We start from the raw sequence: 13,282 nt of genomic DNA on the forward strand, positions 1-13,282 counted from the left end.
ATAGATGGATGAATTATTTTCTGAAAAAGCAAGAATGGTTTTAATCATGGCGCAAGAAGAAGCAAAGGGATTTCGTCATCATTCTGTAGGAACTGAGCACTTACTTTTAGGCTTGATTATGGAACAGGATGGGATTGCCGGAAAAACGTTAAGACAATTTTCTGTTACAGAAATTGATATCCGAGAAGAAATCGAACACTTTACGGGTTACGGAACAATGAAATACCTTTCTAAAAATGCTATTCTTCCTTATTCTCCAAGAGCTAAACAGGCTATAACATTTGCTACAGATGAAGCAAGACGTATGGGTTCAGCACTTGTGGGTACAGAGCATTTATTATTAGGACTGTTGCGTGAAGAGGATATTTTATCATCTAAAATTTTAAGTAATCTCGATATTAATTTAAATAAAGCCCGTCAAATCGTGTTGAAAAAAATCGGTTTGAGCGATGTAACGAATAGTAAGGGTAGAAAAGTAAAACCAGCTGCTAAACAAGTCGCAGGTACACCTACTTTAGATTCATTAGCTCGCGATTTAACCTCCGTGGCAAGAGAAGGAAAATTAGATCCAGTAGTTGGGCGTCATAAAGAAATCCAACGTATTATCCAAGTTTTGAGCCGCAGAACGAAAAATAATCCTGTTTTGGTAGGAGAACCCGGTGTAGGTAAAACAGCCATTGCAGAAGGATTAGCACAAAAAATCAATGACGGTGAAGTTCCAGATGCATTAGCAAATAAACGATTAATGATGCTTGATATGGGTTCATTGGTAGCAGGTACGAAATATCGTGGTGAATTCGAAGAACGAATGAAAAAAATTATAGACGAGATTTACCAAGATGGTGAAGTTATCTTATTCATAGATGAGTTGCATACTCTAATTGGTGCTGGTGGAGCAGAGGGTGCGATCGATGCGTCTAATATCTTGAAACCTGCATTAGCGCGTGGTGAACTACAGACCATTGGAGCAACAACACTAGATGAATACCAAAAATATATTGAAAAAGATGCTGCTTTAGAAAGACGATTTTCACCGATCCATGTCGATCCTCCTTCAGAAGAGGAAACAGAAGAAATATTATTAGGTTTACGTTCTCGTTATGAGGATCATCACGGTGTCAAAATTACGGATGAAGCTGTACATGCTGCAGTTAAACTTTCATCTCGTTATATTACATCAAGACAGTTGCCGGATAAAGCTATTGATTTGATAGATGAATCTGCTTCTAAAGTACGTCTAGATGTTTCAGGTAAACCTTCTCCAGTTGCGGCTGCAGTTGCAGAATTGGAGGCTTTGATACAAGCCAAAGAAGAAGCTATACAGTTACAAGACTTTGAGAAAGCTGCTAGAATTCGTATGAAAGAAATGAAACAACGCAAAAAAATTGAAAATTTGCTGCAAAAACAAGAAGGAAAAGCTTCGTTAAAATCATTGCAGGTAACGGAAAGAGATATTGCAGAAGTAGTCTCTCTTTGGACGAGTATTCCCGTTCAACAGATGGAGCAAAAAGAATCTGACCGATTAATGAATTTAGAAAAAATATTGCATAAACGAGTGATTGGACAAGAACAAGCAGTTGAATCCGTTTCTAGAGCAATTAGACGATCTAGGAGTGGGTTGAAAGATCCAAATCGCCCAATTGGTTCATTTATGTTCTTAGGGCCTACAGGTGTCGGAAAAACAGAGCTAGCTAAGGCACTTGCTGAAGCCATGTTTGGTAATGAAGAAGCATTAGTGCGGGTGGATATGTCTGAATTTATGGAAAAATACAGCACGAGTCGTTTGATTGGTTCACCTCCGGGATATGTAGGATATGATGAAGGTGGTCAATTGACTGAAAAAATTCGTCAAAAACCATATTCTGTTATTCTATTCGATGAAGTTGAAAAAGCCCATCCAGACGTTTTTAATATTTTATTGCAAGTTCTTGATGATGGTCATTTAACAGATGCTAAAGGCCGGAAAGTCGATTTTAAAAATACGGTCATGATTATGACATCTAACTTGGGAGCAACAGCTCTAAGAGATGAAAAATCGGTAGGATTTAGTACAAAAAACAATAAAAAGGATCATTCAGCAATGGAAAAACGGATACTGGAAGAAATGAAAAAGACGTTTAAACCAGAATTTATTAACCGTATTGATGATTCTATCGTATTCCATTCTCTAGAAAAAGCAGAATTAACACAAATTGTAAAATTAATGGCACAAACCATTATTAAACGATTAAAAGATATGGATATTGATGTTAAAATTACGCAAGCAGCTATCGATGTCATTGCTAAAGCTGGTTATGACCCTGAGTATGGTGCACGTCCGATTCGTCGTGCACTTCAAAAAGAGGTTGAAGATCGATTAAGCGAAGAATTATTAAGTGGACGGGTCAAAATTGGTGATCATGTTACAATTGGTGCCTCAAAGGGGACTATCCGTATTACTGTGACAGATTTAAAGAAAATAGCTGAAAAAACAGTGACTGTAAGTGAGAATAACTGATCTAATTGATCAGAGATAATAAAACGTTTACTATCTTTATAAGATAGTAAACGTTTTTATTCGTATTTTAAATTTCTTTCTGCTATGATAAAACAAAAGAAATAATGGAAGGAAAGTGACTATTCATGAAAAATTCAACGAAATCTTTACTAGTAGGAGTTGGAACGGTCTTTGCAGTGGGGGCAATTATAGTTTCATCTTCAAGCATGGCAATGGAAAAATTAGAGTCTAAAATGAATCGTAAAAGAGCAAGATATTTTGTAAAAGAAAAATTAAAAGGCAACGAAAAGGCAATGAGTGTTGTAGATGATTTATCTGATACTGAAGTGGCTAATTTATTGAGTGTCGTTGATAAAGTTTCTGACTTGAAAGGCAACGTAAGTTCATATGGGAATCATCTGAAAGAGACTACAAATGATTTTAGAGATGCTTTTATGGATAAAAAGCATGATTTACACCATGAACTGAAACATCATAAAAAAGATTTGAAACATAAATTAAAAAAATAAATTTGTTTAAAACTAATAGTGAGCAAAAAAATCGACCGTTAAATTTCTATTTAACAGTCGATTTTTTTAAATTGCGTCGATTGTAAGATTAAGCTATACAAATAAAAAAGCCATTCGTGATACACTCTAATTGTATTTCCAACCACAGAAAACAAGGAGTGATCACGAATGACCTATACCCATATTACCATGGATGAACTAGTGATGATAGAAGCTTATTACCACCAAGGTGTTCCAGTTGCTAAAATAGCTACTTACTTGAATCGTACTCGTACACCGATTAATAATGTTATCAGGTTCTTCAAAGCAGGACACACAGCTTTCGACCATTACCTACGGTATAAAAAAAACAAGAAACAGTGTGGACGCAAAAAAATTGATTTACCAAAAGAACAACAGCTTTATATCAAGGGAAAAGTAGCTGAGGGCTGGACGCCGGATGTCATTATTGGCCGTAAAGAAATGACAATAGACTGTTCCGTACGAACACTTTATAGGCAGTTTAAAGAAAGAATATTCGATGAAGTTACACTCCCGATGAAAGGGAAAAGAAAACCTAACGGACATCAAGAACGTAGAGGTAGACAAGCTTATAAACGAAATATCTCTGAAAGAATAATAGACTATCCCACATTTAAAGAAGAGTTTGGTCATATCGAAGGAGATACCATTGTAGGTGTTCACCACAAAAGTGCGGTTATTACTCTAGTAGAGATTTTATCAAAAGCTATCATTACCTTAAAGCCCAAAGGGCGTAAAGCCTGCGACATTGAGAATGCCATGAATCAATGGTTCCAAGCCATACCAAAAAATTTATTCAAATCCATTACGTTTGATTGCGGAAAGGAGTTTTCCAACTGGAAATCTTTGTGCAACCAACATGATGTCGCTATTTACTTCGCTGATCCTGGAACGCCTTCACAACGAGCTTTAAATGAGAATTCTAATGGACTTCTTCGAAAAGATGGATTGCCAAAAAAAATGGATTTCAACGAAGTTGACCAGACTTTCGTATCATCTGTTGCACACAAACGAAATAACATTCCAAGGAAGTCACTAAATTACCAAACACCGTTGGAAGTTTTTATGAGTTATATGGATGAAGATAGTTTGTATAGCTTAATTTGACAAATCAGATTGTTAATAAATAACAAAGAAGTAGATCGTTTCTATCTTTTAATGAAAAACCAAATTCTTCAAAAAATCGATCTAACCGGTACTGTAATGTATTTCGGTGAATATAAAGATATTTAGCTGCTAGGCTTATGTTTCCTTGGTTCAGCCATATTGCTGTGATCAGTTCCTTTATTTCAGGGTGAGAAGCTAGATCTTTTTTTAATTGTTGGATAATAGGACTTTTTGATAGAGCTTCTGAAGCATAATAACTCAGTGCAACATCAGACAAGGAAAAAACTTGTTTACTTTTTTGTAACTGATTTAAAAAAATAGTTTGTTCCTCTTTAAAAAATTGCTTGAAGTCTAAAGAAAGAGGCCAATATTGACCAATATAGCCACTCGTTTTTGTTGAAAAATCGTCATCTAAAGTCTGTAAGATCCCAATCGTCTCCTCTTGAGCTGCTGAAAAACCTGAATAACGGTGGATCAAAAGTCCGTAATGATCATCAATAAAGAATGCTTCTTGTACATCTTTAAAAAAGCTTTTAAATGAACTAAGCCATAATTTTTTATCAAAACGAGTATCTTTTTTTGTGATATCAAATTGTACAACTCGGTAGATACCTTTTTCAATTGGAAGGGAAGGGTTATCCTCTATTAAAAATTGATACCATTTTGATTGCGGAGTTTCTAAATTTTGCATGGTAATATCTTGATTAAAAATTAGATAAAGTAATTTTTTTTCTGAGACTGTCAGCTGATTTTCATCAAAATTGATCCATTTATTTTGGTAAGGAAACGTTAAAAAAGCTTGATCGTTTTTTGAAACATCTGTTAAAAAAGCAGATGGATAAATAGATTTAAATTGATTGAAATTCATAAGAGCACTCCTTTAAATGAAAACCGATACAATTAGTTTGTATTCTTATTCTATCATTTTTAACATAAGTTTGTAGGTAAATTATGCTATGATAAAGAAAAGAGTATGCGAAGGAATGGGCAGATGTTAACTATTGAAGAAAAAACGTATTTTATGCAAGAAGCGATCAAAGAAGCTCACAAAGCAAAATCAAAATTAGAGGTCCCTATAGGTGCAGTAGTTGTGCTAAATGGGGAAATTATTGGTCGTGGGCATAACATAAGAGAAGAATCAAATGATGCAACAACTCATGCGGAGATGTTGGCTATTCAAGAAGCTAATCGAAATTTGAAAAATTGGCGTTTAGAGGACGCTCAATTATTTGTAACATTAGAACCTTGTCCTATGTGCAGTGGTGCGATGATTTTATCTCGTATCAAAGAACTCTATTATGGAGCAAGTGATCCTAAAGGTGGCACAGCAGGTACATTGATGAATTTGCTTAATGATAAGCGTTTTAATCACCAAGTACAAATTGAAAAAGGTCTTTTGGAGGAAGAATGTAGTCAATTATTAAGTGATTTTTTCCGAGAATTGAGAAAACGTAAAAAAGAAGAAAAAATGCAAAGAAAAGCAAAACTAACTAAAGAAGACGACAGCCAAGTATAATACGAGGTTGCCGTCTTTTTTTATTTTCCGATCCACGCATGCATTTACTGTTGCATCATAGCTTGATCTTTATCGATAACTGCTTGTACAGCCTTTGTAATAGAAGAGACAAAGCCAGTATCTTCTAATGTTAAAACACCTTCAACAGTTGTTCCTCCTGGAGAAGAAACCTGATCGATTAAATTCCATGGTGTTTCACTGCTATCCAATACTAATTTTCCACTTCCAAGTACAGCTTGGGCAGCAATTTTTGTTGCTGTTTCTTTAGACATACCATTTTTAACAGCAGCTCTTGCCAAGGAATCAATAAATAAAAAGACAAATGCTGGTGAACTTCCAGCAAGTGCTGTAAATGTGCTAAAGTCTTTTTCAGGCAATTCGATAGCTTCTCCAACAGCTTTGAACATATTCAAAACGAATGCTTTTTGTTCAGGAGTTGCATAGTTATTTCCGCAAATAGCAGTCATCCCTTCTCCAATCTGTGAATTCAGATTAGGCATCACTCGAATTATTGGTGTGTCATTGTTATCATTCAATAGCTCCGACAGTTTTTGAATTGTCGTTCCGGCTGCAATCGAAACAACTACTGGTCGATGAATAGCGAGTTCAGCTTTAATTTCTGTTAAAATAGCTGGAAAAACATTTGGTTTAGCTGCAAGAATTAAAATATCGACCTTTTCTACCAGTTCTTTATTAGATGAACAAGCATGCGTTCCAGTTTCTGCGGTGAAAATTGCTAATTTTTCTGGAGTTGTATTGTGTACATAAATATCTTGGTTGGATGTATGCCCATTTTGTATAATACCTTTAATAATGGCACTAGCCATGTTCCCAATACCGATGAATCCTACTTTCATAGTTAACACTCCTAAATTTTTTATTTTAGAGGTTCATCTTACCATAACTCCAAAAAAGTAGGTTTAATAATTTACTTTAGTTGATTTTAGAAGGCAATCAATTTCTAAAAGCATATAAAATTAAATTTGATAATGATAAGGATATTAAAAAGAGTTGCACGTATTTAAAAAAATAGGTATACTTCAAAACGTAACAGTTACGTTTTACGAACGTATGAAAGTTTAGGAAAAAGTTCACATTTTTATTAACTGGAGGATGAAAGATTATGAAATCAACTAAATCAATAGCCATGGGTTTAACCCTAATTAGTGCAGCAGCAATATTAGCTAGTTGTGGAACGGATGAACAAGCTAGTAAATCATCAGAAAATACTAATAAAGAAGATAAATTAAAAGTAGTGACTACTTTTTATCCAATGTATGATTTCACAAGAAATGTGACCCAGGATTCTGCTGAAGTGTCTTTGTTGTTGCCAGCTGGAACAGATGTGCATAGTTTTGAACCTAGTGCAAAAGAGGTCGCTGAAATCCAAGAAGCGGATGTTTTTATTTACAATAGCGAAGAAATGGAAACGTGGGTCCCAGCGGTACTTGACACGATTGATCTAGAACAGGTGCAAGTTATTGATGCTGGTGAAGGCATCTCGCTTATTGAAAATGAATCAACCGAAGAGCATGAAGAGCATGAAGATGAGGCTGATGTGGAAGAAGAACACCTGCATGCATTCGATCCTCATATTTGGTTAGATCCTGTATTTGCTCAAGAAGAAGTGACAACTATAAAAGAGGGACTGATTATTGCTGATCCAGAAAATCAAGAAAGCTACGAAGCAAATGCTGTTTCCTATAACCAAGAGTTGGAAGCATTAAATCAGGAATATCAAACTACTTTTAAAGATGCAAAAAATCGAACATTCGTTGCACAACACACAGCTTTTGGGTATTTAGCAAAACGGTATGATTTGATTCAAGTTTCAATAGCTGGGTTAACAACAGAAGAAGAGCCGAGTCCAGCTAAATTAGCTGAGCTATCAGAAATTATCAAAGAAGAAAAAATTGAATATATTTATTTTGAAGATAATGCTTCTTCCAAAATCGCTGAAACATTGGCAAATGAGGTCGGAGTTGAATTAGCTTTGTTGAGTCCACTAGCGGGAGTCAGTCAAGAAGATCAGGAAGATGGGATAGACTATATTGAAGTCATGAAAAAAAACTTGGACTCTTTAAAGAAAAGTATTCGTTAGGTTGTGATAAGTACTATCGGTTAGATCCGGCAGTTTATTAGCTATCTTTTATCAAATAAAGTAAGATAAAGATAAAACATAAGTCATTGGGAATGGAAGAGAAGTGACGATATGGAGGTAGCTAAATGTTTGAAAAAATAAAAAATCCAATTCTTTTTCAAGGAAATTTAAATAAAAAAAATTACTTTGAAGGTTGGTATTTTAAGCAAGTATCATTCGATGAAAAGACCAGTATCAGTTTTATTCCAGGGGTAAATTTATTCAGCGGAGATGAGCATAGTTTTGTCCAATATATCTACATGAATTTAAATGAACGAAATGAAAAAACGACAAAGACGGGTTACATTCGTTACCGGTTAGACGAATTTAGTTATCAAAATGAACCATTTCTAGTTCAAATTGGGCAAAATATTTTTACGGAATCATTTATCTCCGTGCGACTTAAAGATGAGCAGTTTATGATCCAAGGGAAATTAGGCTTGGGAACTTTCCAAAGCATAAAAAAAACCCTTTTAGCTCCTTCGATCATGGGAGGATTTGCATATGTTCCAAAGATGGAGTGTTACCATGGTGTGATCAGCATGAACCATCGTTTACAAGGGAGCTTAACAATCAACAATAAAGACATTGAATTTACAAATGGTAAAGGGTATATCGAAAAAGATTGGGGCACTTCTTTTCCGAAAGAGTATATTTGGATCCATTCAAATCATTTCAAGGATCCCAGTACTAGTCTGTTTTTATCAGTTGCACATATCCCATTTCACGTAAAAACCTTTAAAGGGTTTATTTGTAATCTAATAGTGAATGACAAAGAGTATCGCTTTGCAACCTATAACAATAGTAAAGTAAGCATATTGGATCAAACAAAAGATTCAGTAACAATTGTTTTTACAAATAAAGAAGCAGAACTAACGGTTAAAGGACTGATTACATGTTCTGGTGAACTTATCGCTCCTGAAAATGGAAGTATGAATAAGGCTATCAAAGAAGGTTTATCAGGAGAAGTCACTATTTTATTGAAAGATAAGAAGCAGAATAAGGTGTACCAAGATACAGGTAATTTAATAGGTATCGAAATAGTTTAAGCCTAGTTTAAAGAGGTGAAAAAATGGAGAATAATGAACAGGAAATAATTTATGGCTCTTTTAAATATGACTTAGGCAGACTTTATATCGCAGCAACCGATAAAGGACTTTGTTTTGTGAGTTCGCTAAATGAGCCGCTGAGTGAACTTGAAGTGTGGATGACAAAGGCATACCCAAAAGCAGTTTTGGTGGAGGATATGGCTAAATTACAGCATTACCATCAACAAATTCTAGAGTATTTTAATGGGACTAGAATTACGTTTACTTTTCCATTAGATATTAATGGGACTTTATTTCAACAAAAGGTTTGGCATGTTTTGAATGATATTCCGTATGGGGAAACAAGATATTATGGTGAAATTGCAGCAGAAATTGGACAGCCCAACTCTTTTCGGGCTGTTGGTACAGCAATCGGAAGAAATCCCGTATTGATCGTAGTTCCTTGCCATCGTGTTATCCATAAGAATGGTAAGTTAGCGGGTTATCGAGGAAAGTTAGAGATGAAAGAAAAACTGTTAAATTTAGAAAAATATACAAGAGCAACAGGTCTTGCGAATAATTAAGTAAGCTTCTAAATGTAGATAGGCCATACATGCTGGTGTATGGTCTATTTATATGTCTAATAAGGACTTGAAAAAGACTTGCTAAAATGAAGGTCATGCCTTATTATACTATATATAGATTCCAAACAGTTTTGTTAACTACATATGGTGTTTGAAAGAAATGAATAGGATGGTGATCAAGAATGTTAAAAACCAATAATGATTTTTGTGAAAAACTGAACAATGATAAGTTGAAAGTGTTAAAAAGGGATGGCAGAGAAGTTGACTTTAAAGAAGAAAAAATCTTCGAGGCTTTATTGAAAGCTCAGCGTTCATTGACAAACCAAACAGACGAAAAAAACATTCAGGAGTTAAAAGACATCGTTGAAGAAGTCAAAGAAGAAATAGCGAGCCGATTTGTCGACAATATTAAAATTTATGAGATTCAAAGTATCGTCGAACACACTGTGATAGACGCACATAAACATGAATTGGCTGAAGCTTACTTGGTTTATAGGACCCGTCGTGATCTGGAAAGAAGTCAGTCAACAGATATCAATCATGGTATCCATCATCTGCTGCTCAAAGAACAGACAGTTGTAAACGAAAATGCGAATAAAGACAGTAATATTTTTAATACACAAAGAGATCTGACTGCGGGGATAGTTGCTAAATCGATTGGTCTTAAACTGTTGCCGAAACATGTAGCTAATGCTCATCAAAAAGGAGATATTCATTACCATGATTTAGATTATCAACCGTATTCACCAATGACAAATTGTTGCCTGATCGATTTCAAAAGTATGTTTAGTGAGGGATTTAAGATAGGAAATGCTGAAGTAGAAAGCCCACGTTCGATCCAAACGGCAGCTGCTCAAATGGCTCAAATTATTGCCAATGTTGCTTCCAGCCAGTATGGCGGATGTAGCGCCGATCGAATCGATGAAGTATTGGCTCCTTATAGTCGATTAAATTATCAGAAACATTTAAAAACAGCGAAAGAATGGATCTCAGGAGAAGAAAAGCAGCAGCAGTATGCAAAAGAAAAAACTAAAAAAGATATTTATGATGCGATGCAAAGTTTAGAATATGAAATCAATACGCTTTATTCATCACAAGGGCAAACACCGTTCACAACATTAGGATTTGGATTAGGAACAGATTGGTTTGAACGAGAGATTCAACAGTCTATTTTGCAAGTACGGATCAATGGATTGGGAAAAGAGAAGAGAACGGCTATTTTTCCAAAACTCGTCTTTTCATTGAAGCGAGGGGTCAATTTAAATCCAGAAGATAAAAATTACGATTTGAAAAAATTAGCACTCACTTGTTCGACGAAAAGAATGTATCCTGATGTCTTGATGTACGATAAGCTCGTCGCATTAACCGGCAGCTTTAAAGCTCCAATGGGGTGTCGCTCTTTCTTGCAAGGTTGGAAAGATGAAGCTGGAAATGAAGTGAACGCTGGAAGAATGAATTTAGGTGTCGTTACTATGAATTTGCCGCGCATAGCTTTAGAGTCTAAAGGAGACCAAACGGTATTTTGGAAAATACTGGAGGAACGGTTAGCGGTTTGCCGAGATGCGTTAGTTTACCGGGTTCAAAGAACAAAAGAAGCTACACCCGAAAATGCTCCTATATTGTATCAGTATGGAGCTTTTGGAAAGCGTATTAAAAAGGAAGCTCTTGTGGATGACCTATTTAAAGGCAAACGTGCCACAGTATCTTTAGGGTATATCGGATTATACGAAACAGCAACGGTGTTTTTTGGACCTGAATGGGAGAAAAATGGAGAAGCTAAACAATTTACAATAGATATCCTTAAAGAAATGAAGCAGCACACAGATCAGTGGGGAGAAGAACAAGGCTACCATTTTAGTGTGTATTCAACCCCAAGTGAAAGTCTAACCGATCGGTTTTGTCGCTTAGATACGAAAAAATTTGGCGTAATAGATAATATTACAGATAAAGAGTATTACATGAACAGTTTCCACTATGATGTTCGTAAAAAACCGACACCATTTGAAAAAATAGAATTTGAAAAAGATTATCCGGAATACACTTCTGGTGGATTCATTCATTATTGTGAGTATCCAAATATGCAACAGAATCCAAAAGCATTGGAAGCTGTGTGGGATTTTGCCTATGACCGTATCGGATACCTTGGGACCAATACACCAATCGATCATTGCTATGACTGCGGATTCGATGGAGATTTTGATCCGACCGAACGAGGATTTAAGTGCCCTGAATGCGGCAATACTGATCCAGAAACGTGTGATGTTGTAAAAAGAACCTGCGGCTATTTAGGTAACCCTCAAGCTAGACCAATGGTTCATGGGAGACACAAAGAAATTTTAGCCCGTGTCAAACATATGCCAAAGGATGAGGAAGATAAAAAATGAGAAACCCTAAACCAAAAGAGTGGCTGGCTAAGGACTATAGCCAAAGCCGAATCGCAGATTATAAACCGTTTAATTTTGTTGATGGAGAAGGAGTAAGATGCAGCCTTTATATGAGCGGGTGTTTATTTGCATGCAAAGGCTGTTACAATAAAATCGCTCAAAATTTTGCTTACGGATTTGAGTATACGACTAAACTAGAAGACTCAATCATAGAAGATTTACGGCATCCTTATGTTCAAGGTTTGACCCTCTTAGGCGGCGAGCCGTTTTTAAATACGCAAGTAGCTATCCCATTAGCCAAAAGAATCCGTTCTGAATATGGGTATACAAAAGATATTTGGTCATGGACCGGATATACTTGGCAAGAATTGATGCAAGAATCTGAGGATAAATTGGAATTGCTTTCCTTGTTGGATGTTGTCGTAGATGGGCGGTTTGAACTAGCTAAAAAGGATTTAACGTTACAGTTTCGCGGCAGTTCAAATCAACGAATCATTGATGTGCAAGCTTCATTGAAACAAAAGGAAGTTATTTTATGGGAAAATCAGTTTAGCTAAATCAGAAGAGCAGCCGATCGTTTTCTTTTGGAGACAAGTAGCATGAAATAACTAAAATATGCTACACTACAGTTAGTTAAAGGAGCGGATAGCAATGGATGGAAAATCAAGAGTAAACATTAAGATCGATTCATTAGTCGATATTGTTTTGAAAAAAGACCAACGAACCAGTAAGTTAACTAGAGGCCATGTGAAACGGATTTTAACCAATAGCGCACAGCATCCGCATGGTATTAAAGTGATGTTGAAAGAAGGAGACCAAGTTGGTCGTGTACAAAAAATCTTAACAGATGATAAATAAGAAAATATGAAATTCAAACTAAAAAGAGAGATCAAATGATGTGAAAACATCTTTGATCTCTCTTTTTAGTTATTAGAAACTACAATCAGTATTAGCTTAATTAGGTAATCGGCGCACAAAAGGCTGTAAGCGAGAAGCAATCAGAAAAGCAAAACCGGCCTTGATGATATCTCCTGGAATAAATAATAAGAAACCGGTTTTTAGAATAAGGCTGTTGCTCATTGTCAGATCCATGTAGCCACGTACTATAAAAATCATATAAGGCAATCCGAATAGATAAAAGATACTTGAGCCAATGAGCATCGCTCCTATAGCAGTTTTCAGGGTGAATGATCGACTTTCTAAGAACCAAGCCATAAGATAAGCGCCAACAATGAAGCCAATCACAAATCCAAAACTAGGGCTTAAAAAAGATTGAAACCCTTTGAAAATCAAAATTAAGAATAAATGCAAACTTTGTGCAAGAAAAGCAGCTCTCTTTCGCAAAATAAGACCAGTCAATAAGACAAACAGTGTTTGCAATGTAAAGGGAACAAGGCCTAACGGTAAGCTGATAAAACTGCCGATATAAGTTAAAGCAGCCATGAGACTGCAAAGCGTCAGTTCTCGTGTAGTTAATTTTGACATAACGGTCTCCT

Annotated in this window: 13 protein-coding genes; 10 read left to right on the forward strand and 3 right to left on the reverse strand. The window is 35.7% G+C overall.

All coding sequences use genetic code 11. The features are described from left to right. The first annotated feature begins 4 nt into the window (after positions 1-4). The 3 genes from BR50_RS06475 (at position 5) to BR50_RS06485 (ending at position 4,134) form a co-directional block, all read left to right on the forward strand. Complete coding sequence (locus tag BR50_RS06475; RefSeq protein ID WP_034547256.1) at positions 5-2,497, forward strand: ATP-dependent Clp protease ATP-binding subunit; 2,493 nt, start codon at positions 5-7, stop codon at positions 2,495-2,497. 125 nt (positions 2,498-2,622) lie between these two features. Beyond that, positions 2,623-3,006: a hypothetical protein gene (locus BR50_RS06480; protein WP_034547258.1), complete on the forward strand. Its 384-nt coding sequence runs from the start codon at positions 2,623-2,625 to the stop codon at positions 3,004-3,006. A 168-nt stretch (positions 3,007-3,174) separates the two neighbouring features. Beyond that, positions 3,175-4,134 carry an IS30 family transposase gene (locus BR50_RS06485; protein ID WP_034545409.1) on the forward strand — a complete coding sequence of 320 codons (960 nt, stop codon included), beginning with the start codon at positions 3,175-3,177 and terminating at the stop codon, positions 4,132-4,134. 4 nt (positions 4,135-4,138) lie between these two features. Here BR50_RS06485 and BR50_RS06490 read toward each other — a convergent pair whose 3' ends face one another. Then, complete coding sequence (locus BR50_RS06490) at positions 4,139-5,002, reverse strand: helix-turn-helix domain-containing protein (protein ID WP_034547259.1); 864 nt, start codon at positions 5,000-5,002, stop codon at positions 4,139-4,141. Positions 5,003-5,125: 123 nt separating this feature from the next. Between BR50_RS06490 and tadA the strand changes: the two genes are divergently transcribed. After that, on the forward strand, positions 5,126-5,650 hold the full coding sequence (tadA, locus tag BR50_RS06495) for a tRNA adenosine(34) deaminase TadA (protein WP_143298341.1): 525 nt from the start codon (positions 5,126-5,128) through the stop codon (positions 5,648-5,650). A 44-nt stretch (positions 5,651-5,694) separates the two neighbouring features. Here the strand turns inward: tadA and proC are convergent, their stop codons facing one another. After that, positions 5,695-6,507 (reverse strand): pyrroline-5-carboxylate reductase, encoded by an 813-nt coding sequence (proC, locus tag BR50_RS06500; protein ID WP_034547263.1) that lies wholly within the window; start codon positions 6,505-6,507, stop codon positions 5,695-5,697. A 263-nt stretch (positions 6,508-6,770) separates the two neighbouring features. Between proC and BR50_RS06505 the strand changes: the two genes are divergently transcribed. The 6 genes from BR50_RS06505 to BR50_RS06530 all read left to right on the forward strand — a co-directional run bounded on the left by BR50_RS06505 (position 6,771) and on the right by BR50_RS06530 (position 12,644). Beyond that, on the forward strand, positions 6,771-7,751 hold the full coding sequence (locus BR50_RS06505; protein ID WP_211249846.1) for a metal ABC transporter substrate-binding protein: 981 nt from the start codon (positions 6,771-6,773) through the stop codon (positions 7,749-7,751). 125 nt (positions 7,752-7,876) lie between these two features. After that, complete coding sequence (locus tag BR50_RS06510) at positions 7,877-8,839, forward strand: tocopherol cyclase family protein (RefSeq protein ID WP_034547267.1); 963 nt, start codon at positions 7,877-7,879, stop codon at positions 8,837-8,839. Positions 8,840-8,862: 23 nt separating this feature from the next. Further along, positions 8,863-9,402: a methylated-DNA--[protein]-cysteine S-methyltransferase gene (locus BR50_RS06515; protein ID WP_034547270.1), complete on the forward strand. Its 540-nt coding sequence runs from the start codon at positions 8,863-8,865 to the stop codon at positions 9,400-9,402. A 182-nt stretch (positions 9,403-9,584) separates the two neighbouring features. Then, the gene (nrdD, locus tag BR50_RS06520) at positions 9,585-11,786 is read left to right on the forward strand and encodes an anaerobic ribonucleoside-triphosphate reductase (RefSeq protein WP_034547271.1); all 2,202 of its coding nucleotides are present in this window, start codon (positions 9,585-9,587) and stop codon (positions 11,784-11,786) included. Further along, a complete protein-coding gene (gene nrdG / locus BR50_RS06525; protein ID WP_034547274.1) occupies positions 11,783-12,343 on the forward strand; it encodes an anaerobic ribonucleoside-triphosphate reductase activating protein in 561 nt (186 codons plus the stop codon). The genes nrdD and nrdG overlap by 4 nt, the downstream gene beginning before the upstream one ends. A gap of 94 nt (positions 12,344-12,437) precedes the next feature. Further along, the gene (locus BR50_RS06530) at positions 12,438-12,644 is read left to right on the forward strand and encodes a YwbE family protein (protein ID WP_034547276.1); all 207 of its coding nucleotides are present in this window, start codon (positions 12,438-12,440) and stop codon (positions 12,642-12,644) included. A gap of 96 nt (positions 12,645-12,740) precedes the next feature. Here BR50_RS06530 and BR50_RS06535 read toward each other — a convergent pair whose 3' ends face one another. Next, positions 12,741-13,271 (reverse strand): biotin transporter BioY, encoded by a 531-nt coding sequence (locus tag BR50_RS06535; protein ID WP_034547278.1) that lies wholly within the window; start codon positions 13,269-13,271, stop codon positions 12,741-12,743. Positions 13,272-13,282: the final 11 nt, after the last annotated feature.

Origin of the sequence: Carnobacterium alterfunditum DSM 5972 (genome assembly GCF_000744115.1) — a bacterium.
Taxonomy (GTDB): Bacteria; Bacillota; Bacilli; order Lactobacillales; family Carnobacteriaceae; genus Carnobacterium_B; species Carnobacterium_B alterfunditum.

What these genes read in the sequence shown, in the direction of transcription:
- BR50_RS06490 (WP_034547259.1), bottom strand. Translation starts at nt 5,002, where the DNA reads ATGAATTTCAATCAATTTAAATCTATTTATCCATCTGCTTTTTTAACA.
- nrdG (WP_034547274.1), top strand. Translation starts at nt 11,783, where the DNA reads ATGAGAAACCCTAAACCAAAAGAGTGGCTGGCTAAGGACTATAGCCAA.
- BR50_RS06535 (WP_034547278.1), bottom strand. Translation starts at nt 13,271, where the DNA reads ATGTCAAAATTAACTACACGAGAACTGACGCTTTGCAGTCTCATGGCT.
- BR50_RS06485 (WP_034545409.1), top strand. Translation starts at nt 3,175, where the DNA reads ATGACCTATACCCATATTACCATGGATGAACTAGTGATGATAGAAGCT.
- BR50_RS06480 (WP_034547258.1), top strand. Translation starts at nt 2,623, where the DNA reads ATGAAAAATTCAACGAAATCTTTACTAGTAGGAGTTGGAACGGTCTTT.
- proC (WP_034547263.1), bottom strand. Translation starts at nt 6,507, where the DNA reads ATGAAAGTAGGATTCATCGGTATTGGGAACATGGCTAGTGCCATTATT.
- nrdD (WP_034547271.1), top strand. Translation starts at nt 9,585, where the DNA reads ATGTTAAAAACCAATAATGATTTTTGTGAAAAACTGAACAATGATAAG.
- BR50_RS06515 (WP_034547270.1), top strand. Translation starts at nt 8,863, where the DNA reads ATGGAGAATAATGAACAGGAAATAATTTATGGCTCTTTTAAATATGAC.
- BR50_RS06510 (WP_034547267.1), top strand. Translation starts at nt 7,877, where the DNA reads ATGTTTGAAAAAATAAAAAATCCAATTCTTTTTCAAGGAAATTTAAAT.
- BR50_RS06475 (WP_034547256.1), top strand. Translation starts at nt 5, where the DNA reads ATGGATGAATTATTTTCTGAAAAAGCAAGAATGGTTTTAATCATGGCG.
- tadA (WP_143298341.1), top strand. Translation starts at nt 5,126, where the DNA reads ATGTTAACTATTGAAGAAAAAACGTATTTTATGCAAGAAGCGATCAAA.
- BR50_RS06530 (WP_034547276.1), top strand. Translation starts at nt 12,438, where the DNA reads ATGGATGGAAAATCAAGAGTAAACATTAAGATCGATTCATTAGTCGAT.